Origin of the sequence: Sporosarcina sp. BI001-red (assembly GCF_003384035.1) — a bacterium.
Taxonomy (GTDB): domain Bacteria; phylum Bacillota; class Bacilli; order Bacillales_A; family Planococcaceae; genus Sporosarcina.
Genome location: NZ_QQAK01000010.1, coordinates 179,995 through 205,182, shown reverse-complemented (window position 1 = coordinate 205,182; position 25,188 = coordinate 179,995). Strand labels below are relative to the sequence as shown.

The 25,188-nt window shown below is 43.9% G+C and carries 20 protein-coding genes; 10 read left to right on the top strand and 10 right to left on the bottom strand.

What is annotated here, in order from left to right; genetic code table 11:
* Positions 1-102 precede the first annotated feature (102 nt).
* Positions 103-969, top strand: coding sequence for a glycerophosphodiester phosphodiesterase family protein (locus DVB69_RS05735; RefSeq protein WP_116017495.1), 867 nt, complete (start codon positions 103-105; stop codon positions 967-969).
* A gap of 235 nt (positions 970-1,204) precedes the next feature.
* Positions 1,205-2,776: a putative bifunctional diguanylate cyclase/phosphodiesterase gene (locus DVB69_RS05730; protein WP_116017493.1), complete on the top strand. Its 1,572-nt coding sequence runs from the start codon at positions 1,205-1,207 to the stop codon at positions 2,774-2,776.
* 163 nt (positions 2,777-2,939) lie between these two features.
* Here the strand turns inward: DVB69_RS05730 and DVB69_RS05725 are convergent, their stop codons facing one another.
* The 3 genes from DVB69_RS05725 to DVB69_RS05715 all read right to left on the bottom strand — a co-directional run bounded on the left by DVB69_RS05725 (position 2,940) and on the right by DVB69_RS05715 (position 6,694).
* Entirely contained in the window at positions 2,940-4,202 is a 1,263-nt protein-coding gene (locus DVB69_RS05725) for an MFS transporter (protein WP_116017491.1), read from the bottom strand.
* A gap of 215 nt (positions 4,203-4,417) precedes the next feature.
* Positions 4,418-5,356 carry a carbohydrate kinase family protein gene (locus DVB69_RS05720; protein ID WP_199562809.1) on the bottom strand — a complete coding sequence of 313 codons (939 nt, stop codon included), beginning with the start codon at positions 5,354-5,356 and terminating at the stop codon, positions 4,418-4,420.
* A 177-nt stretch (positions 5,357-5,533) separates the two neighbouring features.
* Positions 5,534-6,694: a tetratricopeptide repeat protein gene (locus tag DVB69_RS05715; protein WP_116017489.1), complete on the bottom strand. Its 1,161-nt coding sequence runs from the start codon at positions 6,692-6,694 to the stop codon at positions 5,534-5,536.
* Positions 6,695-6,902: 208 nt separating this feature from the next.
* Between DVB69_RS05715 and DVB69_RS05710 the strand changes: the two genes are divergently transcribed.
* On the top strand, positions 6,903-8,213 hold the full coding sequence (locus DVB69_RS05710; RefSeq protein ID WP_158541035.1) for an aminotransferase class V-fold PLP-dependent enzyme: 1,311 nt from the start codon (positions 6,903-6,905) through the stop codon (positions 8,211-8,213).
* Positions 8,214-8,277: 64 nt separating this feature from the next.
* Here DVB69_RS05710 and DVB69_RS05705 read toward each other — a convergent pair whose 3' ends face one another.
* Positions 8,278-9,705 (bottom strand): IS1096 element passenger TnpR family protein, encoded by a 1,428-nt coding sequence (locus DVB69_RS05705; RefSeq protein WP_116017485.1) that lies wholly within the window; start codon positions 9,703-9,705, stop codon positions 8,278-8,280.
* A 579-nt stretch (positions 9,706-10,284) separates the two neighbouring features.
* Between DVB69_RS05705 and rsgA the strand changes: the two genes are divergently transcribed.
* A complete protein-coding gene (rsgA, locus tag DVB69_RS05700; RefSeq protein ID WP_233505333.1) occupies positions 10,285-11,349 on the top strand; it encodes a ribosome small subunit-dependent GTPase A in 1,065 nt (354 codons plus the stop codon).
* Between the two features lie 53 nt (positions 11,350-11,402).
* Here the strand turns inward: rsgA and DVB69_RS05695 are convergent, their stop codons facing one another.
* Positions 11,403-12,143: a sulfite exporter TauE/SafE family protein gene (locus DVB69_RS05695; RefSeq protein ID WP_116017481.1), complete on the bottom strand. Its 741-nt coding sequence runs from the start codon at positions 12,141-12,143 to the stop codon at positions 11,403-11,405.
* A 319-nt stretch (positions 12,144-12,462) separates the two neighbouring features.
* Positions 12,463-13,029 (bottom strand): hypothetical protein, encoded by a 567-nt coding sequence (locus tag DVB69_RS05690; protein WP_116017479.1) that lies wholly within the window; start codon positions 13,027-13,029, stop codon positions 12,463-12,465.
* Between the two features lie 126 nt (positions 13,030-13,155).
* Here DVB69_RS05690 and DVB69_RS05685 point away from each other — a divergent pair, with 126 nt between their 5' ends.
* Complete coding sequence (locus tag DVB69_RS05685; RefSeq protein WP_116017477.1) at positions 13,156-13,992, top strand: GNAT family N-acetyltransferase; 837 nt, start codon at positions 13,156-13,158, stop codon at positions 13,990-13,992.
* A gap of 76 nt (positions 13,993-14,068) precedes the next feature.
* Here DVB69_RS05685 and DVB69_RS05680 read toward each other — a convergent pair whose 3' ends face one another.
* Entirely contained in the window at positions 14,069-14,806 is a 738-nt protein-coding gene (locus DVB69_RS05680) for an IclR family transcriptional regulator (protein WP_116017475.1), read from the bottom strand.
* 146 nt (positions 14,807-14,952) lie between these two features.
* Between DVB69_RS05680 and DVB69_RS05675 the strand changes: the two genes are divergently transcribed.
* Genes DVB69_RS05675 through DVB69_RS05660 form a run of 4 tightly spaced genes read left to right on the top strand, consistent with a single transcriptional unit; the run spans position 14,953 to position 19,740 of the window.
* The gene (locus DVB69_RS05675; RefSeq protein ID WP_116017473.1) at positions 14,953-15,825 is read left to right on the top strand and encodes a dimethylarginine dimethylaminohydrolase family protein; all 873 of its coding nucleotides are present in this window, start codon (positions 14,953-14,955) and stop codon (positions 15,823-15,825) included.
* 33 nt (positions 15,826-15,858) lie between these two features.
* The gene (locus tag DVB69_RS05670; RefSeq protein WP_116017471.1) at positions 15,859-16,620 is read left to right on the top strand and encodes a dimethylarginine dimethylaminohydrolase family protein; all 762 of its coding nucleotides are present in this window, start codon (positions 15,859-15,861) and stop codon (positions 16,618-16,620) included.
* Positions 16,621-16,660: 40 nt separating this feature from the next.
* Positions 16,661-18,076: an amino acid permease gene (locus DVB69_RS05665; protein WP_116017469.1), complete on the top strand. Its 1,416-nt coding sequence runs from the start codon at positions 16,661-16,663 to the stop codon at positions 18,074-18,076.
* A 35-nt stretch (positions 18,077-18,111) separates the two neighbouring features.
* Entirely contained in the window at positions 18,112-19,740 is a 1,629-nt protein-coding gene (locus DVB69_RS05660; protein WP_116017467.1) for a M20/M25/M40 family metallo-hydrolase, read from the top strand.
* Positions 19,741-19,823: 83 nt separating this feature from the next.
* Here the strand turns inward: DVB69_RS05660 and DVB69_RS05655 are convergent, their stop codons facing one another.
* Both DVB69_RS05655 and DVB69_RS05650 read right to left on the bottom strand, forming a co-directional pair.
* Positions 19,824-20,972, bottom strand: coding sequence for an MFS transporter (locus tag DVB69_RS05655; protein WP_116017465.1), 1,149 nt, complete (start codon positions 20,970-20,972; stop codon positions 19,824-19,826).
* Between the two features lie 499 nt (positions 20,973-21,471).
* The gene (locus DVB69_RS05650; protein WP_116017463.1) at positions 21,472-22,701 is read right to left on the bottom strand and encodes a NupC/NupG family nucleoside CNT transporter; all 1,230 of its coding nucleotides are present in this window, start codon (positions 22,699-22,701) and stop codon (positions 21,472-21,474) included.
* A 92-nt stretch (positions 22,702-22,793) separates the two neighbouring features.
* Here DVB69_RS05650 and DVB69_RS05645 point away from each other — a divergent pair, with 92 nt between their 5' ends.
* Positions 22,794-23,873, top strand: a complete 1,080-nt coding sequence (locus tag DVB69_RS05645; protein ID WP_233505332.1) for a LacI family DNA-binding transcriptional regulator — start codon at positions 22,794-22,796, stop codon at positions 23,871-23,873.
* Positions 23,874-23,886: 13 nt separating this feature from the next.
* On the opposite strand, the gene DVB69_RS05640 is transcribed toward DVB69_RS05645, so the two are convergent.
* Positions 23,887-25,176, bottom strand: coding sequence for a uracil/xanthine transporter (locus tag DVB69_RS05640; RefSeq protein ID WP_116017459.1), 1,290 nt, complete (start codon positions 25,174-25,176; stop codon positions 23,887-23,889).
* Positions 25,177-25,188: the final 12 nt, after the last annotated feature.

Genomic DNA, 25,188 nt, shown 5'->3' with positions numbered 1-25,188 from the left:
GGTCATGGTATCATTTTCAATAACAAGATTTCGTACTATTTACATAAGTTAACGTCACTTTTACACAAGGTTTACAATTCCACATGATCGGAGGTTACACACATGAAGGTCCTAAAGGTTGTCACTCTGCTCCTTCTCTTCCTTTCTGGCTGCTCCCCCACTTACAAGCAGCCCGTATCGTTACCGTCAGAACCATTTCTAGTTATCGCACACCGTGGCGCCTCGGCATATGCGCCCGCTCACACCTTCCCATCCTACGAGCTCGCGATTGAAATGGGGGCCCATTACATAGAACTCGATCTCCATCGGACGAAAGACGGAAAACTTGTCGTTCTTCACAATGATTCAATTGAATTGAATGGCAGTGAATTGGAGATTGATGAGATCACTTCAGATACATTAAGCGCTTTCAAACCAGCCGAAGAATTTAACCAACCCACTAACCAATTCGCATCTCAGAGATTTGCGAGCCTTCGAGTCCCTTCTTTGGAACAAGTGCTTCGTGAATTCGGAGATAGTACCAATTATTATATTGAAATCAAGTCACCAGAACGGTATCCCGGCATCGAACAGCAGTTAATTGACCAATTGGACGGTCATCATCTGCTAGACCGAGATGATCCGATTCCGAAAGTGATCATCCAATCTTTCAGCAGTGATAGTTTAAAAAAAGTACATGAATTGAGTCCCGCAACTCCTCTCATTCAACTATATTCACTAAAAGAAAAAGCTAAATTATCCCCTTCCAAACTAAAACAAGTCAGTCAATATGCCTCTGGTGTAGGTGTGAATGCCGAGGTCGTTACAAAACAGCTTGTAGAAACCGTTCATCAGGCAGGGCTAGCCATACACCCTTTCACGGTTAATGAATCCGAACAAGCTTCAACTCTCATTTCACTGGGAGTAAATGGTGTCTTCACCGACAGGCCGGATCTTATTATTAACCTGTTACATCAGCCCTCCGAATAATACCAATTTTCAAATAATTATAGCATACTGTATGCAAATATTCTCTATACTATCCAAAACTGTTAATTTTATTAAAGATTGAGTTCTCTTCAATTAGGTCCTACAACCTCCATACACATGCCAATAAACCTATTAAAACCGTCAAAATTTTGTCGATAAATGACGTATATCCTTCAGATGGATTTTTTCCCAATTACTTCAATTTATTAAACACTATTTAGGATGGCGGTCTACTATGGAGCTAACAACTCAAAGATTTAAATTTAAGCGTCTTTTTTTAATGATCCTGTTCGTAGTTCTTTTGCCCTCTGTTGCTAAAGAGTTGCTTATACAAATTTATCATTTGGAGTTCAAAAACCAACTCTGGTATGACATCTTAGGATCAGCAACTATGCTCCTCTTTTCTACACCTATTTTTATATACTTATTCCGAAAAACGGATAAGACTGCTCTTACTCTACAAAACCAACTTGTTGAGAACAAAGAAATTCATCAAAAACTGACGTTATCCAATATCGAATTAGATTATAACGCCAACCATGACTTTCTAACTGGACTACAAAATCGTTACAGATTATTTAGCGTACTCAACAAGCTGACGGCAGAGCGCTCCGAGCTCGCTATCCTATTTATTGACCTCGATCGTTTCAAGTCTATCAATGACACGATGGGACATTTATCAGGCGACAAATTTATAAAACTCGTCAGTATTCGACTCAAGCAAGCGATTCCAGTGGGAGCTCAAGTATTTCGTCACGGAGGGGATGAGTTCGTCATCTTGTCAGAACTGGAGAATTCAAGAGCAGTTAAAATTGCTGAATCTATACTGGAAGCGTTCAAAGAGCCATTCGAGGTCAATAACACGTTACTTTATACATCAGCAAGTATCGGCATTAGCCATCTCCCAGAGCACGGTTCAGATTCTGTGACTCTCTTAAAAAATGCAGACCGGGCCATGTATCGGGCTAAAGAGCTCGGTGGAAACACCTTTAAAGTATTTTCCCAGCTAGCGGAAAATGATGATCAGAAACAATTGATGATTGAAAATGATCTTCGGAAAGCTTTAGAGACCGAACAGTTACTCATCCATTATCAACCTGTCATCAACCTTGCAACGGGTCGTCTTAAAAGCTTTGAAGCACTTGTACGGTGGAATCATCCCAAAATAGGACTCGTGCCACCTGGAGAATTCATACCTGTTGCGGAGCGGTCAGGTTTGATCAACGACATTGGCACATGGGTATTGGAATCATCCTGTCATCAGGTGAAACAATGGCATAGTGCCAATGAGAACTTAGGTCTTGCGGTGAACGTCTCCATCCGTCAGTTCAGAGATCCACAGTTTCCTAGTTTCGTAAAAGACGTGCTTGAAAGTACACAATTTCCCCCTCATTTACTCATTTTAGAGATTACAGAGTCTATGATGCAAGATGATTTAGAGTCAGTGCGGATTATAGAAGAGATTCGGACACTTGGCGTGAAGTTAGCAATTGACGACTTCGGGACGGGCTATTCTTCTTTAAGTAAGCTCGGATTTTTACCGATTGATTATTTGAAAATTGACCGGTCCTTTACGATGGAGATGCTGACCCATAAACCTATGCAATCCATAGTCCAAACGATTATCGATATGGGACGTAACCTGGATATGGAACTCATTGCAGAAGGAATTGAAGAAGAAGGCCAATCAACACTTCTCGCACAGTGCGGTTGTCAATTCGGGCAAGGTTATTTGTTCAGTAAGCCACTCCCCTCTGAAGAAATCGAGAGGACGTATTGCCTTTCCACATTACTGAAAGTGAAATGACTCTCCCTATACCGTTCAAATGAAGCACCCGCTCGTTTCCGAAAAAAAGGCTGTCGGCCCGTCTATATTGACGGGCTGACAGCCTTTTTGACTTGATGGAGATAGGTAAAAAAATCCCCACTTCGAAAAATAGAAGTGGGGATACAATAGGTTAATGAGACAATCAGTTCCAGTGACCTTGATCAACCAGTTGTTTTTTACTCTTGAATGCATATAGGATTGCAAAAATGTTAATGACAAACATAGCTGCGATGATCCAGAGAACTATTGTGTATGTTCCAGTGAAATCATAGACATACCCATATGCCGGCAACGCGATGATGGATGCAACCGCGAGACCAAGTGATGCCATTGCATAGATCTGGCTATAGTCTTTACTACCGAACAGTGTAGATGCAAGTGTTGGTGCAAGCGTACCAATTGACGCTGCCATGAAGCCAAGAATCCCTGCTGCCACTGTAATGAGTGTCGCACTCTCAGAGAAGAACAGTAACATAAGGATGGACAAAATACCAAGAACCATTGCGAGCAATGACGTGTTTTTAGAACCAATTTTATCACTCAGTACACCTAGGATCAGCGCGCCTAGTAAAACGCCGATCATATAGATACCCATAACGGTTCCAGAGAATTCAACAGAATACCCTTTGTTCGCAAGGAACGTCGGGATGTGAATCGAGAAACTTGCAATTGCGGTGATTAGGAAGAAAAAGAGTGTCAACGCATAGAATGCTCCGGATTTCCTTGCAACCGCCATTGCAATCCCTTTATCATTCAAATCTTCTGCCGCTTCACCATCTGCAGAAACTGGAACAGCGCCATATGGTTGTAATCCTTTGTCTTTAGGTGATTTACGGATAAGCAAAAGAATGACCGGAATCACGATGATTAAAACTGCTACACCTATAATAATATACGTCTGACTCCAGCCTCTACTCGCAATGAGATTACCAGCGATAGGTTGAGAAATCGCACCAAGTGCTCCTGCAGCCGCACCCATGATTCCAAGTGCTAGTCCGTTACTTTTCTTAAACCATTGGTTGATCAAAACTGGACCCGCAATAACAGTGATGAACACGCCACCCACTGCCAACGGAATAGACAAGATGTACCAGCCCCATACAGCTCTCATGAAGCCGAATGCAGCAAATGCTCCTGCCTGCAAAATGATTGCACCAATAAGTAGCGCTTTAATGTCATACTTCGCCATCATCTTTCCGCCAATTGGCAAGAAAATCAATGTGACGATTGAAGAGATACTCAAGTAAAGCGTCAAGTTCCCAGTACCAACTCCTAAATCCTTGGCAACTGGAGGTAAGAAAAGACCCGCCGTATTATTAAGTGCGCCTTTTCCCAATCCGACCATTAAACAAAGACCAACTAGTATCCACCAAGCGTAATGAATTTTATTTTTTGTCTTATCCACAATAATCCCACCTTATTCTCTTTTATAATGCACGTACCTTTGATAATCCACGACATGTCCAACCATCATAGTATATCATTTTTCGAAAGTACTTTGGCGTTTAAATAAATAAAAAAACTCTTTCCAGAAGTCTGAAAAAAGTTTTTAATTTATTAATAGAATAGTTTACTTGTTCGTAAAGATGTAGGTTGAATTGATTTATGTGCCGACAATCATTATTCTAGAATAGAATTATCCAATTCATTTAAACAAGGCATCGCTGACAACGCGCCAGTTTTCGTCACGCACAACGCCCCCATCTGATTGCCGAAACGAACTACTTTTTTCCACTCTGAAGTATCCGATGGGTATCCGTACAATTGAAGCTGACGCAATACCCCAGCCATGAATGCATCCCCTGCTCCAGTCGTATCTACTGCTACCGCTTGGACAGAAGGAACATGAAACTGTTCTCCGTGGATAATCGCAATCGTCCCTAAGTCCCCTCTAGTAATCAAAACTACAGGAATTGCGAACGATTCGAGTTTGGACAGCCCTTCCTCCAACGTCTCCGTATTCATCATGAAGGTTAGCTCTTCTTCAGTTAGTTTGACAAGATCTGCAACCGTCAAAAAAGAATTCGTTGTGTCACGACAGATCTCCTCACTTTCCCAACGTAACGGGCGAATATTTGCATCAAAAGAGACCCGTGTATTCGTCTCCTTCGCAAGTTGTACCGCTCTTTGCGTTGTTTCCAGAGCTACAGGATGGAACATCGTACCTGAGCAAATATGGAGAATAGATGCTTGCTGAAAGGTCTCTTCTTGTAAATCTCTTGGTGTTACTTGAATATCAGGTGTTTCGTTTTGATAATTCGCAAAAACACGATCATGTTCTTTCGTTAGATGGACGTATACCCCGTTAACCCGTTTCGCGGGTGTGAGGATAGAAGGGGTCAAGTCCACTCCTTCCTTCTCCAGTTCTCTGCGCACAAATTCAGACGTCTCGTCGTCTCCGGTTACAGTGATGAAGGATACGGGTGCGCCTAATCGCGCGATGCCAGCAGCCACATTGACAGTTGCACCGCCTAAATATGTAGTGAATGATGAATTTTTTTCGTCTTCCGCGATATAATCGACGAATACATCGCCATAGATCAGTACGTGTTTCTTCATTATAAGTGGTATTCTCCATTTCTGAGTTTTTATACAGTTTATCATTAAAATGCCTTACAAAGAAGCGTTGGTATTTTGTGCCCCACATCAACTCACACAGATTTGTTCCTCTATACTAACCATTTTCTAAGAACAAAAAAACTGCCTTGCCCGAAGACAAAGCAGCTATCCACCGAATTATTGACGTTCTAACAAATGCTCAGATTGAGCTTTGTGTTTCGTATACAGAGGATTATCCGGCTGCAATTCAATTGCATATCCAATCGCCGCGATTGCATCTCCGTGACGTCCCAGTGAGCGCAAGCTGTTTGCTTTATGGAACCAGAAATCATAGCGTTCAGGATGTCGATGAACGAGCTCAGCCATCACTTCAACCGCTTCTTCGTGACGACCGAGTTCACGTAAGTAGTTCGACTTATGATATAAGAAAAAGGAGTTTTCCGAAGACAATGCAGCGCCTTTATCAAACTCTTGAAGCGCATCCTCCACTTGGTTCATCAAACGATAACAGCCCGCTGTGTAAAAATAGAATTCAAGCGCGTCCGGCACAACTTCTAACGCTCTACTATACTGCTCAAGCGCCTCTATGTAGCGCCCTTGTGCAGATAAGTAATATCCTGCATAGTACAACAAATCCAGGTTGTCACCATCTGACTCAAGTGCAGCCTGTACGGTTTGGGATGCGGCTGACCACTCACCATTCGCTGCAAAAGACTTCGCTTCCAAGATTGTAGGGTGATGTGGGTCTTCCTGTGTATCTGTCAGTATTTCCAGTACGCGATCTTGTTTCTGTGCATCTGCATAATATACTGAAGATTTCCCATCAAAGTCTTGTAAATGTGCCGAAGCTCCTGCGTCGTGCAACGTCTGTACCACATCTGCATACAATCTTCCGCCATCTCCTAGAACAACTGCTTCTAGCAAAGCAGACCAACCGAGATGGTTCACGTGATTAATTGGGACACCTACCGCTAGACACGCTTCAACAGTGTGTAAGTAACCTTTTTCAGCGGCGGGTAGTAAAGCTGTACCACCAAAACGGTTGACACTCGTCACGTCTGCACCCGATGCCGCCATCAGTTTCAGCGGAGCCGTAAATCCATTTGCCCCCGCACAAATGAAAGGCGTCAACTCAGTTATATCGCGATGATTCGGATCACTTCCGGACACAAGCAATTGGGCAACTGCTTCGATGTCATTGTGCACAACCGCAACCATGAGCGCAGTACGCCCCATTTCATCAGTCGCTTCAACGTCTGGATGTTGTTTTAGCAATTGTGCAATGCGTTGATGGTCTCTTTGCTGTACGGCCTCTATTAACGTGTTGTTTCCTTCCATGTTCTATCTCCTTTTCAAAACGACTACCTGCTCCCCTCAGTGTACCCGATGTTACTGTTTTTTACCTCACATAAAATTATGAACCTATCATAGGTATTCATTCAATAGTAGATGAGTAGTATGCCATTCTTTCACAAACGGACACCTCATGTTCGCTACGGTCAACAAGTCATTCGTGCTATACTTCTTTCAAAGAAAGGATGATTCCATGAACGAGGCACAGGCACTAAAACATACATTTGAACACACTCGCACCTACTTTCCTAGTCTTGGAAACTCCTATAAAGGCCGACCTGTCCTGTTTTTCGACAACTCGGCGGGTGCACAAGTGTCACAATTCGTCATTGACCGTGTCACCGATTATTATATTCATCGTAATGCACAAAAAGGGACGATTTTCACGCGCACAGCAGAGATGCAGCAAACGATTGTCGATGCTCGGCAACTCGCCGCGGATTTGGTCGGTGCAACGGATCATACGGAAATTGCATTTGGACAAAACGCGACAAACTTCTTTCATTTGTACGCGCATCATCTAGGTAGAGATCTACAGGCAGGTGATCATATCATCATTACAGAGGCGGATCATCATGCAAATGTGAACCCGTGGATGGAGCTTGCTGAACGGGATATTCACGTTCACTTATGGAATGTCGATGCACAAGGAAGCCTGGACTTTGATCACTATGAACAACTGCTTGCGCTAAAACCAAAACTCGTCGCAGTCGGATGGGCGTCAAACGCTACGGGCACTATTCATGACATGCCACGTATCACAGCGATGGCTCATCGCGCAGGCGCACTCGTTGTGGCAGATGGCGTACAAGCTGCAAGTCACATCGCGATGGATGTAAAAGCAGCAGACGTCGACTTTGCAGCGTTTTCCACATATAAAATCTTCGGACCTCATATGGGATTCGGATATGTGAATCGAGATCGACTCGAGCGGTTAGAGGGGTGGCGTATTCAGCACGAATTGGAGAGGGATTCGTATTTCTTTGAAGTCGGATCACAGAACCACGAAGGCATTGAAGGATTCATCGGCTCCATGGAATACTTAGCCCAGGTAACGAAAGATGCTGAAGGTAACGGTCTTTCATTGGATAAAACACCACTTGCAAATTCCCGTCCAAGTCGTCATGAAATCGCAGGTGCCATGCATTTCGCTCATGAATATGAACAACAACTCACGGATCACTTCCTAGCTAAACTAGCAGACGTTGAAGGCGTTGTCCTATATGGAAAATCTGCTGAACAGGCTGATGAACGTCTTCCCGTTTTCTCGTTCAATATCGAAGGAATTGAAACGGATACACTTGGTCACGCATTAAATGATGCAAGTATTGAAGCTCGGACAGGGAACTACTTAGCCATTAATCTTATGAAGCGGTTGGCTGAACCTTTTGGCGGAAGCGCGCTTCGTATCAGTCTCGTCCATTACAATACTGTCGAGGAGATTGACCTGTTCTTCGGGATTTTTGCCCAAGTACTCACTGACTTAAAAATGAAGGTAGACTAATGAACAAGAGCACACAGACAACAATCGTCTGTGTGCTCTTGTTTGACTTGAATATGTTAACTGGTTATCGTCCACAGCATTTCTTATATTTCTTCCCGCTGCCACACGGACACGGATCATTGCGACCGACTTTCACTTTTGGCACAGTAGACTGCTCTGTCAGTGGCTTCACTTCAGGTCGTCCCATTTCATACATCTCTTGAGGGGTATGTCCCCGATTTTCAATGATACGAACTGCATTGGCCACATTGATAGCAACTGGGACAATTTGCTTCACACGTTCCTCTGGTAATGGACCTGCTTGCGCCATCAGTTTACCTATAACTTCCATGAAGTTTGCATGCCACATAGACAGCCCGTTCATGAATGTATGCAACATCCGATCGATCTGGATTTGTGGAATATTCTCCTTCAGGAATAGTTTCTCCAGATGGAGCAATTCCACCGACTCATCGAAATATCCAGAATCCGCATAACGTAGCAACTGTTCTTTTGGAGGTTGATAGTACGGCTTCTCGATGGTTTCTCTAACAAATTGCTCTGGGACGATGCCGGCAAGTTTCGGGCCTAGGAAAACCGTCTCTTTATAGTAGATATCTTCTTTCTGCAAGCTTGAATCGAGTTCACCTGAAGCGAGAAGGTCTTGCAAGTCTCCAATAGTAATTTTCTGCTCATTTTGTAAGTTGTACAGTGTGACGACTTGCTCAAAATGCATCATTCCATATAATCGGGTCATGGCTTTGATGTACAGCTCAACTTCTTCCTGCTGCAACGAAGTGAGTGCATGTTTTTTTGACTTCTTTGAAACCAATTTCTCGGGTTTCGCAGTTACTTGCTCCTCAGACAGTTCAGATTCGCGGTATGGGTCACTAATAATTACATAATTTTGATGGTTAATGTGATCCCATTCTGTTTTCTTATACTTCACGAGTTTCAACGATTGATTAATTCCGTTTTTATCGTACTCCTCATATCTCGCACTTGAAACCCATTGTTTCATAGTCTCGTGTTCTGGGTGTGTGGGATCTTCCATAATCGCCAAGAACGAAGCGAAGCCCGGTGGCCCTCCTGCATCTTCAGGTGGTGCCGTTCCTTCCCCATTCAGCAGTGTCGGGAAACCGAAGTGATAATCTTCCACGATTTCTTCCAGCTCAATTAAAAAGCGCCAATCATCTCCGAAATCATACGTATACATCAGTTGCTTGTGCTCTTCTAAGTATTTATCTATTTTGACTCGAGTCGGCAGTTTTGGAGTAAGCCTCTTGGAGTCTTTAAGTTCCTCTCGTTGAACAGGATTGTCAGTGATGCACAAGCCATCCACTTCAACTTCAAAAAAGTGATACGGTTGATCCGTTAAGTAACTTTCAAAATTTGTCATTTGCTGAATCATTTCATGGAGACGGTTAAAAGTGGCGCCTGCGGGCATGATCACTCTTCGCCTTACTGCTGGTTCAACGTGCACCATTGTTATGTTTACTATATAAGACTTCATAGAGTCACCTCATCTAATGCTGTTATTAGTTTGCTATATAAATTGAATTAAACAATACGACATGGCACCGTTGTTTTCCGCTCCAGGCGGTCGCTTTCCGAGGGGCTCGATTTCAGCCTCCTCGTCGCTAGCGCTCCTGCGGGGTCTTCAATCTTCGCTAATCCCTCCGGAGTCGCCGCCTTCTGCTTCAAACAACTAATATGTATGAAACTATGGAAATCACTAGTTCAACACATATAGTGAGTTTAAGTGTATCATAATTTGCTGACGCATTGCGGTTGTAGGTGTTGAGAAAAGATATTCGTTAAAAGTCCTAAGTTAATTACCTTGGATACTTGATAATTATCTAAAAATTCATTGACTTCAAAACGTTTCTCATTTATGATAAAGGTAACTTACAGAAAGCAGGTGATGACTATGACAAACTTCAACTTGACAATTGCAAATTGGATCGGACCCATACTTTCACCTGCCGTGCCTTAAAATTAGGCATGTTTCTTCTGGTATGCGCGTGAAAGCATGGAGTCCGATCATCGGATCCCATGCTTTTTTATATGCCCATATTTAGGAGGAAAACAGTTGAAAACATTACAAAATTATGGTTGGAACGAACTTCATCAAACACATTGGAATGAGCAACAAAACGAATTCAAATCAAGCGACTGCACGGTAGGTCGGGTGATATTGGAACATAAACATATGTATCGAGTCGTTACGGAAAAAGGTGAGTGGCTTGCTGTCTGCTCTGGATCTTTACTTCATCATGCAATCGACCGGCGAGATTACCCAGCCGTTGGAGACTGGGTGGCGATTGAACACATGCCTGGTGAAGAACGCGGCATCATCCATTCGATTCTGCCGAGAACTTCAGTCTTTTCTCGAAAAACTGCTGGTGACTCTATGACGGAGCAACTGATTGCGGTCAACATCGATATCGTCTTTCTCGTGACATCGATGAACGATGATTTCAATCTGCGAAGACTGGAACGTTACTTGGTCGCTGCCTATGACTCAGGTGCAATTCCAGTGATTGTGTTAACAAAAGCGGATCTTTGCGATTGTCCAGACGACTTCATTGACCAAGCACGTGACATTGCATTCGGTACAGACGTACTCGCTGTCAGCAGTAAAACTGGTGATGGAATCGATCAGGTCATTGCTCTGCTTGAAGACGGTAAAACCGCGGCGCTATTAGGTTCGTCCGGTGTCGGAAAATCATCTTTAGTCAATGCGATTTGTGGGAACGCAACGATGACAGTCCAAACAATTCGTGAAGATGATGCAAAAGGCCGCCATACAACGACACACCGCGAACTCATTGCGTTGCCAGCAGGAGGTGTTTTGATAGACACACCTGGTATGCGGGAATTTCAACTATGGAACGACAGCGATAGTATCGAAGGTAGCTTTTCAGATATTGATGCACTTTCAGAGTCATGTAAGTTTAATGATTGTAGCCATAAAGCCGAGCCAGGATGTGCCATTCACCAAGCGTTAAGTGACGGCTCTCTCGCGGAAGACCGTTACGCGAGCTATCTTAAATTGCAACGAGAAATTGCATACTTGGATCGAAAAACGGATGCACAAGCACAGGTTGCTGAACGAAAACGCTGGAAAGCACTTACAAAGTCTCAACGAAAATGATGCCAGGTCAATAAAAAAACGAAAGCGGCAATGAAATAGGCTGCTTTCGTTTTTCAGTAATTCAGTATGGCTTTCACAGTCAGTTGGATAATCAGTCCAATAATGACTAAACGCAATAGAATGCGAACATGCTTAGGGTTCAACTTTTCCGCAATGCGCACACCTATTTGAGCACCGGATAGAGAACCCATTACAAGTACGAGAGCAATTGGCCAAATGATTTTGCCCATGGCAATGAAACTGATGGCAGCTCCTAGTCCGCTCGAAAATGAAGCAAGACGCATGAATCCAATCGAGCGCATGTAAGTAATCCGCAAATGATTGAACAAAAAAAGGAGCAGCGTCCCTTGACCTGGACCGAACAATCCGTCATATAATCCGATTCCGATTAGTCCTGCCACACCCGTTTTCGATGGGTGCAAAATGGCTTGACCAGCAAAGTCAGCTTTAGAAAGAAATGACGTGAAAAATGCTCCAATCAGCAACACGATTGCTAGTTTGTATAGGGTAGACTCTTGGATATGGGTTGCGGTGACGCCGCCCAATGTCCCGGCTCCTAGGGACACAGGAAGAATCCACCAAGACTCACGGAGTGTAATTTGCTTTTTCAATAGAACGGTAAGAAACGTAGTGAAAGAACTGAAGGTTGTGGAGATTTTACTGGCCCCGATCACGGAATGGATTGGAATTCCCATCAGCAGCATAGCAGGCATCGTAATAAGACCCCCTCCACCTGCGAGAGTTCCAAGCACCATTGCGATCAGTGCTATAAAAAAGAGCAAAATGTAATCCATTGTCATCTGCCCCCCTCTCTGTTGTAGTATACCTCTACACGGCAGATAAGGTAATACGATAGTTTAGAACGAATGACATAAGATATACTTATGCCGTTTAATTTGATTTTCCGGCGCTCGTTGTTTTCCGCTCCATGCGGACGCATTCCGAGGGGCTCGATTTCAGCCTCCTCGAAGCTTCGCCTCTGCGGGGTCTTCAATCTTCGCTGATTCCTCCGGAGTCGCCGCATTCCGCTACAAACTAATGACTTCGTGAGAGCATAAATCCTTTAATTCAAATAGTATATGTTACTTTCATCGATCAGGTTGGATTTAACTATCACGATTCAGCGGAAGAGCCCACCGTGTCGGTTTGCTTCTTTTTCTTCTTCCATTCGGGATACGATTTACTGATGAATGGGATTTCGTCACACCCTTGTGCTTTGTTCGTATAGACAGCCATTACGAATAACACGTTGGCCATCAGCTGGGCGAAATCGAATAGAATTTCAGGTACCTCACGCTCTAACGACACTTTATGGAGTGCCCGTACAGATTTCTTGGCTTCACTTCGACAGACGTGAAGGACGGTAGCTGCATGGGTTCCTTGCGGGAGTACGAATTGTTCGATCAACTCACCAAGTTCATTCACATATTCATCGTATACGTCACTTAAACGCTGTAAGTCTTCTGGGAATATGGCTTGTTTACCGCGGACTGAGCCATTTAAGTGGTATGCGAGAGGCTGGAGCCAGCGAAGATCCGTTTGTACTTTCTCAATGTCTTCTGTTAGGGATAAGGCTTCCCCGATTCTTGTCGTCAATGAATCAGTACGAATTTCAAAGTCTACCGTAGATGCAGATTCTCTCATGAATGGGTAACAAATATAGCGCATATCTTTTTTCATCTGAATTCCTTCTTTCTATGAGGTTCATTTGAAACAGTATAGCATAGTAGCAAAACACGAATTTTGGTAGAACGCGCGAACGAAAACCTTGAACTAATTAACTTTACTAATCATTGGAGGTACGACATGCTAACAGCAAATCATATTGAAGGAATACAACACTTGCAACAGCAATGTGAGCAGTACGACAAGATTGAACTGAAATTGAATTGGGAAATGCTTCGAGAACGGAAAAACGACACGATGGATTTCTTTATTTGGAAGGATCATGAACTTATTGCCTACTTAGCACTATACGGGTTCGGTTCCACAGTCGAAGTATGTGGCATGGTGAAACCGGAAGAACGCAGGAATGGACACTTTACAAATCTTTGGCAACAGGCACAGCGAGTAATTGAAGATAAAGAATTCAAAAAGGTGTTGTTCAATGCACCCGGGACTTCAGAATCCGCCAAAGGATGGATGGCAATTCGACCATGCAACTACTCGTTTTCAGAGTTCCATATGCATTGGCATCATAAAGAGCTTTCTAAAACAGAAGGTATCGTACTAAGAGAGTCTACTCTAGAAGACAAAGCGTTTGAAACTGCATTAGATGCGGAAGCCTTTTCCTTTTCACTAGAAGACGCCGAATCCTACTATAATGAAAGATTACCACGGGAAAAAGAATGCAGATACATTATAGAAGTAGATGAAAAGCCAATCGGTAAAATCAGAGTCATGAGGAATCTAGACGAATCCTATATATCCGGCTTCGCAGTGCTATCTGAATGTAGGGGTCAAGGCTATGGAGGTAAGGCATTGCAATGGATTGTTAAACAGGAGCTACCTACTGGGAACATTATAAAATTAGATGTAGAAACAAAGAATGATAATGCGTTGAAGTTGTATGAACGGATCGGGTTTGTGCAACAGGAGCGGCAGGATTATTATGATGTTCCCGTAGCCTTAGTAACTAATTAGGTAGACGTGTAAACGAAAAAAGCAGGCGAGGAAATGCAACAATTTCCTCCCTGCTTTTTTTGTGGGATCGTTTTCGTTAGCTACTCCGCCCAATCTTCTCAGACACTCGGTCTTTCGCAGCTAAGATTTTCTCGATCATCATCTGCATTCGGTCCTCAGTTAGGTTAAACGTCACACACCCAATGCTAATCGCACCCACAACTTCTCCTGTAATATTACGCACTGCCACTCCGATTGATGACGTGCCTTCCGTCCGCTCTCCGTGACTAATTGCATAACCTTGCTTCTCAATCCCTTGTAACATTTTCTTGAAAGGTTCCTGTTCGTGTTCCGGCACCAGTTGCTTAATAATTTTCTCAGATTCTACAGTTGGCATACAAGCCAGCATAATTTTATTAGCTGCACCTATATTCATAGGAATCCGCAGACCCAGTTTGTCATACATCCGAATCTGGTTGTTCTCATTATCGATTCGCTCGATAATAATCGCCTCTAACCCCGTACATTTGCTCAAGTAAATACTCTCTTCAACTTCCCTACTTAATCGATCTAATTCTGGTCGGATGGACGATACATAATCCATCGTATCGTATGCGCGAAGCCCATATTCCATCCATACCTGCCCCAATTTATAGAGTTTCGTATCAGCGTCTTGTTCAGCAAGGCCTTGTTTCACCATCGACTTCAAAATGCGGTGAAGTGTACTCAATGCTAAGTCACATTCCTTAGCTATGTCAGAAATAGAAATGCCCGTAGGATTACTTTCTGATGCTAGAATTTTGGCAAGTTGCATGACCCGATCAATAGTTTGCATAAGTTCACTTCCTAATTGTGAGTAAAAAAATGTGAATTTATTTTCTAAATACATTGACATTATACCACACTCAGAATATATTAACAGATAAGGTTTCCCTTCAACGGAAACACTTTCCGATAGACGGAAAAATAGGAGGCGGAAATATGAGATACAGCAGTTCAATGTACAGCCCACTAACGCACGTGATTATGAAACATCCTAAAGATGCTTTTATATCCCAAGAACATCTTTCAGAAAACTGGAAGACATTCAACTATCTTAGAGAGCCCGATTTCAATGAAGCATGCAAAGAATTTTCAGAATTGATAAATACAATAGAACAACAAGGTACTCAAATCGATTACCTTCCTTCAAGCGATACGGTCGGCTTGGATTCAATTTATGCCCATGATCCAGTGAAGTTTACACCAGCTGGAGCACTCATCTTAAAATCCGGTAAAAAACTTCGTCAGCCTGAAGCTCAAGTTTTCAAAAAGTTCCTTTCAGATAAAGGAATTCCAATCGTTGGTGAACTAACTGGAGACGCTGTTTCAGACGCTGGGGATATCGTATGGCTCGATGATCGGACGTTACTTGTAGGTCGAGGTTATCGAACAAATGACGAAGCGATCCGCCAATTGAAAGAAATGACAGCTGATTTAGTAGATGAATTCATTGTCGTTCAACTTCCACATGACCAAGGCGAAGCAGAATGTCTGCACCTCATGTCATTCATCAGTGTTGTCGACAAAGATCTTGCAGTCGTCCACTCACCTTTAATGCCTGTCTTCCTTCGTCAGCTGTTACTAGAACGCGGATTCGAGCTAGTTGAAGTATCTAAAGAAGAATACGATACGCTGGGATGTAACGTGTTAGCAATCGCACCTCGTGTTTGTGTGTTGACGGATGAGAACGCTTCCACTATTCAAAAACTAAAAGATGCCGGTGCAACGGTACATGTATATAAAGGACAAGAAATCAGTCTGTTAGGTACTGGCGGTCCCACTTGTTTGACATGCCCAGTCGTTCGAGGCTAAAAAATATTTGCACGTTAAAAAGGAGAGAATACAATGTTCACAAATGTCATCGTCAAGAAACCAGGTAAAAGTTATTTGGAGGGTCTCACTACTTCTGATTTAGGCAAGCCCGATTATGAACTCTTGCTTAAACAGCATGATGCATATGTGGAAGCACTTAAAAAATGTGGAGTTGCTGTAACGAAGCTTGAGGAAAGCGATGAGTTCCCGGACTCGACCTTTGTTGAAGATGCCGCTGTATTGACTCCAGATTTTGCAGTGATCACGAATCCTGGTGCACAATCCAGAAACGCTGAAATTGTTGAAATCGAGGCTGTCACCAAAAAGTTTTACAAGAAGTTTTATTTCATCCAATCTCCTGGAACACTTGATGGTGGAGACGTACTTCAGGCTGAAGATCAGTTTTACATCGGAATTTCTGAACGTACGAACGAAGTTGGCGCTAAACAACTCAAAGAAATTCTAGAGTCTGAAGGTTACGAAGCTACGATTATTCCTTTGAAAGAGTTCTTCCATTTGAAGACGGGTATCGCCTACCTCGGAAGCAACCAGTTAGTGGTCGCTGGAGAGTTCGTGAATCATCCCGCTTTTGACTCGTATGAAAAGATTGTCATTGGTAAAGAAGACGAATACTCAGCGAACTGTATTCGTGTAAACGATTACGTGATTATCCCAAGCGGCTTCCCGGAAACAAATCGCAAATTCACCGAAGCTGGCTACCAAACGATCGAATTGGACATGTCTGAAGTTCAAAAGCACGATGGTGGTCTAAGCTGCCTATCGCTTCGTTTTTAAAGAATGCAACACGAGAACCGATCGGGAGGAAGGATAAACAATGAAAACCCTGGAAGAACCTCAATTAAATCGCTCCATGAAAAGCCGCCACTTGATGATGTTGTCACTTGGTGGCGTGATTGGAACGGGATTGTTTCTAAACGTCGGTTATACGATCAACCAAGCTGGACCTGGAGGCGCACTTGTAGGCTATCTAATTGGTGGCCTAATCTTGTACATGGTCATGACTTGTCTCGGTGAACTTGCTGTCCACATGCCTGTGACAGGATCCTTCCAAAAATATGCTTCCCGTTATATCAGTCCTTCTGCTGGCTTTTCACTAGGCTGGATGTACTTTGTAGGATCAGCCGCTACAGCAGGCGTTGAATTTACAGCTGCTGGTATTCTAATGCAACATTGGTTTCCACATACTCCAATTTGGATTTGGTGTGCTGTGTTCATGGTTTTACTATTCGTACTGAATGCACTGACTACAAAAGGCTTTGCGGAAGCAGAGTTTTGGTTTGCAAGCATTAAAGTCGTTGCGGTTTTGGCCTTTATCGTTATTGGCGGAGCAGCGATTATCGGATGGATTCCACTGGATGGAACACCGACGCCCCATTTAACGAACCTAGCACCAAAAGGTTTATTCCCAGCAGGGATTGCGATTGTTTTCGTTACGATGATGAATGTCATCTTCTCTTACCAAGGTTCCGAATTAGTCGGAATTGCTGCTGGTGAAACTGAAAATCCAGAGAAGAATATCCCGAAAGCAATTCGTACAATCCTTTTCCGAATCGTTGTATTCTATATCGCGTCGATTGTTGTCTTGTCAGCGATTTTCCCTGCTGCTGACCTCGGATTAATGCAAAGTCCTTTCGTTACATTGATGGACATGGCTGGTGTCCCTTATGCCGCTGGGATTATGAACTTCGTCATTTTGACAGCGATTCTATCTGTCGGAAATTCATGTTTGTACGCATCGACTCGTTTACTTTGGTCCATGGCGAATGACGGAATGGCACCTCGGCTTTTCGGAAAATTAACGAAACGCAAAGTCCCATTGAATGCTTTGATCTTCACGATGGCTTTTTCGTTACTCTCACTTCTAACAAGTGTTATGGAAGCGGATGCAGTATTTGTTTTGCTTATGTCTATCGCAGCAATTGCCGTTACGATTTCTTGGATGGGTATTGCTACATCTCAGCTGTTGTTTAGAAAGCGCTACTTGAAACAAGGTGGAAAACTAGAAGACTTACAATATCGAGTGAAGTTTTATCCGTTAGTTCCACTGACTTGCATCATCTTCTGCTTAGTAATCCTAATTTTCCTAGCATTTGATCCGACGCAACGTATTGGATTGGTCTATGGAATCGGATTTTTTGCTGCTTGCATGATCTTTTATAAGGTTAGGCTCGAGAAGAAACATCTCGCGAATGGAACGGTTGTTGCGGAACCTGCAGAAGTGAATCACTAAGAAAACACCTACATCTCAATTCAGGAGGCTATAGAATGAGTACTTCACAATGGAATACACCTGCTTCACTGAGAGGCTTGCTGAATGAACTCGTAAGCTGGGAAAGCCGCACAACGACGGATGGTGAATGCACGTTTTCTACACGTGTTGCCGAGAAATTGAAGACATTGTCGTATTTTACGCATCATCCCGAGCATTTGAAGTTGCACGATGCAGGTCTTGGAAGAAATTCAGTGCTCGCACTTTATAAGAATCCCGCTGCGACAGACACGGTTGTCTTGATCAGTCATTTCGATACGGTTTGGACAGAAGAATATGGCGCATTGGAGCCACTTGCTTATCATCCTGAAAAGTTGACGGCGGCACTTCATCAACTGACAGATGAACTTCCAGAAGATGCACGGAAGGATTTACTATCCGGAGACTACTTATTCGGTCGCGGCACGATGGACATGAAGATGGGATTGGCCCTTCACATGTCACTTATTGAAAAGGCATCTCTTGAAAATTGGCCTATCAATTTAGTATTGCTGACCGTTCCGGATGAAGAAGTGAATTCAGCGGGAATGCGGACAGCTGTTGAAGAACTCGTTAGAATGCGCGATGTGTATGGTCTTTCCTATAAGCTCTTCTTGAACAGCGAGCCGACGTTTTCACAAGAACCCGGTGATCCTAAAGAGTATGTTTACTCAGGTACGATTGGTAAAATCATGCCAGCTGCATTGTTTTACGGGAAAGAAACGCACGTTGGGGAGCCATTGAAAGGATTGACGGCAACGTATATCTCTTCATTTTTAGCTCAGTCGATGGAATTCAATTCGTTGTTCAAAGAGACGAACTATGGAGAGACAACTCCCCTTCCCGTCTCGCTTCAGTTGAAGGATTTGAAGACGTCGTACTCGACACAGACACCTTATCGTGCTGCTTCTCTCTATAACGTATTTCTAATGGATCGTGATGCTTCGGAAATTATGGAGCTGTTTGCAGATGTCGCTGTTCAAGCGATGAGCGCTTGCAATACGGCCTACCAAAAGATTTGTGAACAAGAAAGAACGGAGCCTGTGGGTGAAGTACGCGTGATTCGTTATGAAGAATTACTGGAGCACGCACAATCGAAGCTTGGTTCAGAGGCTGTTGAGTTAATTATCGAAAATGCAGTTCAGGATCAGAAATTAGATGATCGCGATAAATGCTTCAAAATTACAGACGCATTACTCATCGAATGTCAGGAGCTGACACCTGCAACTGTCCTATTGTTTGCACCTCCTTATTATCCAGCCGTGAACACGTCAGAGGATCCATTAGTCATTAAATCTATTGACCTCATGAAGAGAACAGCGATGGAGTTAGGAACTCATGTCGATCAAGTCCATTACTTCAATGGAATTTGCGATTTAAGTTATGTCCATTACACCGGAACGGCAACTGGATGGACTGCATACGAGCACAACACGCCTGTATGGGGGAAGACGTATAGTATTCCATTTGAAGCGATGACTGCACTCGATGCACCTGTACTAAATGTAGGTCCGTTCGGTAAAGATGCCCACCAACGGACAGAACGTCTTCATATTGAAAGTGCGTTTGTAAGATTGCCTGTGATGTTGGAAGTTTTGGTGAAGAGTTTGTGTTCAGTAGAAGAAATTGAACACGCGATTTCGTAAGTTAACGATTTTTTCAAATATACAACTGCACTCCATAAAAACCCTGTCTACTCCTCATTAAAGGCGTAGACAGGGTTTTCAGATTAGGCTTTTGCTGTTTCTTCATCCTCGACATTTGGCCGGTTGCTTTCATCCAAGAAGAAGCTGGCGATGAATCCGACGACTAGTAAAGCCGCAGCAAGATAGAATCCTGATGCGAGACTACCTGTTTTGTCTGCAAGAAAACCTGTGATATAAGGTGCCAAAATGGAAGCTGACATCCCCAGGAAATTATAGACACTGAACGCGGTACTGTACGCTTGTTTCGGTGCATTGTCCGCGACAACCGCAACTAATATCGGGTTCGTACTGATTTTGCCGAAAATACCGTATAGAATCAGTGCGATGTAAACCATTGTCATACTTTCAAAGAATACAATGGAGGCAACCGATAGGAAAGCGATTGGTAGCATGAGTTGAAGAACCGGCTTCCGTTTCCCGATTTTATCACTCCACATACTGAGTAAAAGAGATCCTGGAATCGCTGCCCATGGAACGATGGACGATACGAATGCCACTTTCCCACCAACGATTCCTCTGTCTGCTTCCAAGTAATACGGGAGCCATGTCAACAGCATGAAGAATCCGTAGATAGAAGCGAAAATGATAATGTAGGAAACGAGCAAGTTCTTGTTTTTGAACAGAACACTTAACTTAAGCTTCTCAACCGTTTCTGTTGGATTCGCAGAAGCTGCTATCGCTGCTTGACGTTCTTTTCTGCTTGGGTCTCGTTTAACTACCACGTACATTAAGATTGCAACAACAACTGATAACCCTGCGATGATGAAAAACGGAACGCGCCAATTCAATCCGAATTCACTTACAGAATAACTGGAAAGATAATATCCAATCGATGTACCAAAGGCCATCCCACTGTTAATGATTGCACTTCCGAGTGTGATCCGTTTTGCAGGGATTGCAGATGAAGAAATCCCGTACTGTGGTCCATAGTACGTACCTTGACCAGCTCCGACAATGAACCACGCAGCCATGAATAGGAAGAACGTTGGCATTCCGCCAGCTACTGCGGCGAACACGCCTCCTATCAGAAAGCCTGGTACGAGGACGCGCTTCGCTTGTTTGGGGAGGGCTATCTCTCTGGGAGAAGCGGCTCGCGTGTTCTCCGACATATCCTGATGATTGTCCAACACTACGCGGGGTTTCTCGTTCACACGAGGTAGTTTCTCGATCATCCACGGACATTTCTCCGACACTTAGCGGAGTTTCTCGATAACGGGACACAATTCAACCGCGTTAAGGGATTAATTGGTAGCGCTCCGCTTGTTTGGGGAGGGCTATCTCTCTGGGAGAAGCGTTGGTGGTGTTCTCCGACATATCTTGATGATTGTCCGACACTACGCGGGGTTTCTCGTTCACACGAGGATGTTTCTCGATCACCCACGAACATTTCTCCGACACTTAGCGGAGTTTCTCGATAACGCCACACAATTCAACCGCGTTAAGGGATTAATTGGTAGCGCTTCGCTTGTTTTCGTAGGATAATCCGGTTCCCCGGGTGGAATCGGCCAGCTGTAAGTAGGAATCGGCCGTTTGGTGTGAAGTATCGGCCACTTGGCTTGGGGAATCGGCCAATTCGAGCAAAGAATCGGCCGCTCAACGAAGCTATCGACGCCCTCACAAAACTCCATGCAAAAAAGCACCCGCGGCTGCGAGTGCTTTTCTACAATTCATTTACATAAACATGCCGGCGATTGTACCGCTCATGAGATTCGCGAGTGTACCTGCGATCACGGCTTTGAAGGCTAGTTTTGTAATAACTGCACGTTGGTTATCAGCAAATGCCGTCATGCTGGCAATTAGGATTCCGAGGGATCCAACGTTGGCAAATCCACATAGGGAGAATGTGAGAATTGCTGTAGTCTTTGCTGAGAGCGTATCGATCAATGGCTGGAATGATGTGAATGCCACCATCTCGTTCAGGATTACTTTTTGACCGAGCAAGTTACCTGCTGTCATCGCTTCTGACCAAGGAACTCCCATGGCGAACGCAAGTGGAGAGAAGATGTAACCGAAGATCTGCTGAAGTGAAATATTCGGATGACCAAACCAGCCACCGATGCCGCCAAGAATTCCATTAGCCATCGCAAGAAGTGAGATGAACGCGATAAGCATCGCAATAATAAGCCCCGCCATTTTCAAACCTTCTGCTGCGCCTTTAGTGACCGCATCGATCGCGCCAGGTTTGACGCCACCTTCTCCGATCAATTCTTTCGGCGCATGGTCAACAACATTTACAGGAACTTCCGTCTCAGGAATTAAGATTTTTGCGAACACTAATCCTGCAGGAGCAGACATGAAACTGGCCGATAGCAAGTAGCTAATCGGGATTCCGAGTGCTGCGTATGCAAGCATCGTTCCTCCTGCAACCGAGGCAAGTCCACCTACCATAACAGCGAATAATTCAGAACGTGTCAAGGTTTTAATATATGGCTTAATAATAACCGGTGCTTCTTGAAGCCCTAAGAAAATATTAGAGGCTGCGGTGAGTGATTCCGGCTTACTTGTACCTAAAATTTTCGATAATCCTCCACCAACAATTCGGACGAAAAATTGCATGATGCCGAAGTGGTAAAGAAGGGAAATGAGCGCAGTAACGAAAATCGCCATTGCCGCAACACGAACCCCGAAGATGAATCCTGTAGGAGCCGAGGAATCTGCCAGACTTCCAAATACGAACGTAATTCCTTCATTTCCATAATGGATAATATTTTGGATACCACCTGAGAGCTTTTCAATAACTGCCCGTCCTCCGGAAGATTTCAGAACGATATAACCAAAGAAGATTTGCAAGAAAACGCCAATTCCGACGACGCGGTAATTGATTTTTCGTTTGTTGTCTGAGAACAAAAAAGCAATGAAAAGGATGACGAGGCATCCAAGTAAGCCAGTTAGGATATTCATTAGTTTCCCCTCTTGTAAATGGATTGTGTTGCGGTATGTAATCGGTTTCATATAATTTACCACAAGTTCATTAGGAGCGTCAATAACAAATTGTGACATACTATTTACAGCTACTTGCAACACTTTTCAATTATTGGTATATTTGTGAAAACGATTACCTAGTAGAGGAGAAAACGATGGCTACCATTAAAGATGTGAGTAAGTTAGCAGGTGTTTCAGTAGCAACGGTTTCCCGCTATTTGAACAAAAATGGCTACGTGAGCAAAGAAGCCGGGGAGACAATCGCTGAAGTCATTGAAAAACTCAATTATCGACCAAATAATATCGCAAGAAGTCTTGCTGGGATGAAAACAGCGACGATCGGGTTGATGGTACCTGATATTTTAAACCCCTTTTTCCCCGAGCTTGCCCGCTCAATCGAGGATGCGGCAAATGAATACGGCTACACTGTCATGTTATGTAACACTGATAACGACTCTATGAAGGAACAAAAGTATATTGATACACTCCTTCAGAAACAAGTCGACGGGATTATTATTTCTTCTTATACAATAAAGCCAGAACACTTGAGCAGTTTACAAAAACAGTCCATCCCTGTTGTTCTCATGGACAATGTGTTTTCCAGTGATTCAGTAGTCTCCCTCACCGTCGAAAACCTACGTGGTGGTGAACTAGCCGTCGAGCACTTGCTCACACAAGGATGCTCAAAGATTGCTCATATATGCGGGCCATCGACGATAACTTCTTCACGAGAACGAACAGCAGGTTATGAAAATGTTAGCCGAGGAACGGATTGGTTTACACCTAGTTTAATCGGCTATAGTGATTTCACAGTAAAAGGCGGCTACTCAACAATGAATGAGCTACTTGCGCTTCATCCGGATTTAGATGGTGTGTTTGCCAGTAACGATTTAATGGCTGCAGGTGCGCTGAAAGCGTTGCAAGAAGCGGGTAGAAATGTCCCTCGTGATGTGAAAGTTGTTGGATTTGATGGAATTGGGCTGGAGATGATGAATCCCCAACTTTCTACAATTGCCCAACCAATTTCTGAACTTGGGAAAACTGCCATGGATTCATTAATCGGATTGATCCGAAACGAATCAGGCATCCTTACCAACCAAGTTTTCCCGGTGACGTTGATACTCAAGCAATCGACCATGACAGAAAAATAAAAGGAGCTCCCCGTCATTGGGTGAGCTCCTTTAGTTTGTTTCGGGTAGTGAGTTCCATGATGACAGATAGCATCACACCGACTAATAAACCGTTGCTGATGAGCGGCTGAAGTATAACTGGGAATGCACTGAACGTTTCAGGTGGTACATTTAAAATACTGACCCCGACTAGCATGGGAATCGTGATTCTGTGCATCGAAATGCTATCCAGTGGAAGTCTTCTGACATTACGGATTGCCGTGCTAAATAGTTGTAAGTATGCGACGAACAACACTGAATCTCCCACAGTTTCTGGCATTGTCGAGAAAAACCCTCCAAGCGCTGGTACGAGACCTAGGACAATGAATAGTAAGCTGCCAAGGATAAATGGGCCTTTTTGAAATATCCGGGTACTTTGCAAGAACCCGATCGATGATGAATAGGGTCCTAGGGGAATTAATCCAAATAACCCTGCGACAATTGTTAGGGCGCCCGTCACATAATACGAAGCTTGATAACGCTTCAGTGTCGTGCGTTCATTAAACAAATACTCCACGGTCGAAATGGCAACGAGGGAATTCGCCATATTAATGAGCCCTGCGATGAATGCGGTGACGATGATGCCGACATGCAGCTTCATCTCTCCTAAAGGAAGCATTTTGAAGATGGTTCCTCCACTTGTCGGTGTGGATTCATTCCCGAAGAGCACTACGAATGCAATCCATCCGCCAATCATGCCGATCAGTACCGAGAAATTAGCGATACTCCCTCTCCCCATCATTGACATGACGAGAACGGCAACTACGATGATTACTGATAGAAAAGCAACAGGAAGATTGATGGCACCGCCTTCTGCAACCCCCATCATCCCTTTGAAAAAGTACAAAATCAGCTGGATGGAAAGTAGGAATAAGTAAATGACTAGAACAATCGGGTTGAATATTTTCTGTAAAATTTCTGTGAATCCAAGCGCTCCTAGAACAATCGTCACCACTCCCGCAAGTAGCATCCCTACAGCTAAACTTCCACCGAGCTCGGAATAACTGATCCCCATTGCAGGTGCAGATGCACACAAACTCAGCACAAGTCCCCACCAAATGCCGCCGTGTCCCTCAAGCAGCGGGTAACGATGTCCAATGATTGCCTGCAAAAGACTAGCCGTTCCTATTGTGATGAAGGAGGTGCGGATCAGCCCAGCCGTTTCCGCATCTGTAAGACCGAATGCCAAACCGATGGAAAGGGGCACCACGACCGTATTGACGACCATGAAGAACAGCCATTGAATGCCTGCAAGTGAAAATGCTGGTTTTGATAAAGACGGCATATTTCGTTCCTA

Bases quoted from the DNA above. Each gene is read 5' to 3' on its own strand.
- DVB69_RS05650 (WP_116017463.1), bottom strand. From the start codon at position 22,701: ATGAATATCCTAACTGGCTTACTTGGATGCCTCGTCATCCTTTTCATT.
- DVB69_RS05685 (WP_116017477.1), top strand. From the start codon at position 13,156: ATGCTAACAGCAAATCATATTGAAGGAATACAACACTTGCAACAGCAA.
- DVB69_RS05710 (WP_158541035.1), top strand. From the start codon at position 6,903: ATGAACGAGGCACAGGCACTAAAACATACATTTGAACACACTCGCACC.
- DVB69_RS05705 (WP_116017485.1), bottom strand. From the start codon at position 9,705: ATGAAGTCTTATATAGTAAACATAACAATGGTGCACGTTGAACCAGCA.
- DVB69_RS05730 (WP_116017493.1), top strand. From the start codon at position 1,205: ATGGAGCTAACAACTCAAAGATTTAAATTTAAGCGTCTTTTTTTAATG.
- DVB69_RS05680 (WP_116017475.1), bottom strand. From the start codon at position 14,806: ATGCAAACTATTGATCGGGTCATGCAACTTGCCAAAATTCTAGCATCA.
- DVB69_RS05715 (WP_116017489.1), bottom strand. From the start codon at position 6,694: ATGGAAGGAAACAACACGTTAATAGAGGCCGTACAGCAAAGAGACCAT.
- DVB69_RS05690 (WP_116017479.1), bottom strand. From the start codon at position 13,029: ATGAAAAAAGATATGCGCTATATTTGTTACCCATTCATGAGAGAATCT.
- DVB69_RS05695 (WP_116017481.1), bottom strand. From the start codon at position 12,143: ATGGATTACATTTTGCTCTTTTTTATAGCACTGATCGCAATGGTGCTT.
- DVB69_RS05665 (WP_116017469.1), top strand. From the start codon at position 16,661: ATGAAAACCCTGGAAGAACCTCAATTAAATCGCTCCATGAAAAGCCGC.
- DVB69_RS05675 (WP_116017473.1), top strand. From the start codon at position 14,953: ATGAGATACAGCAGTTCAATGTACAGCCCACTAACGCACGTGATTATG.
- DVB69_RS05670 (WP_116017471.1), top strand. From the start codon at position 15,859: ATGTTCACAAATGTCATCGTCAAGAAACCAGGTAAAAGTTATTTGGAG.
- DVB69_RS05720 (WP_199562809.1), bottom strand. From the start codon at position 5,356: ATGAAGAAACACGTACTGATCTATGGCGATGTATTCGTCGATTATATC.
- DVB69_RS05660 (WP_116017467.1), top strand. From the start codon at position 18,112: ATGAGTACTTCACAATGGAATACACCTGCTTCACTGAGAGGCTTGCTG.
- DVB69_RS05735 (WP_116017495.1), top strand. From the start codon at position 103: ATGAAGGTCCTAAAGGTTGTCACTCTGCTCCTTCTCTTCCTTTCTGGC.
- DVB69_RS05640 (WP_116017459.1), bottom strand. From the start codon at position 25,176: ATGCCGTCTTTATCAAAACCAGCATTTTCACTTGCAGGCATTCAATGG.
- DVB69_RS05655 (WP_116017465.1), bottom strand. From the start codon at position 20,972: ATGATCGAGAAACTACCTCGTGTGAACGAGAAACCCCGCGTAGTGTTG.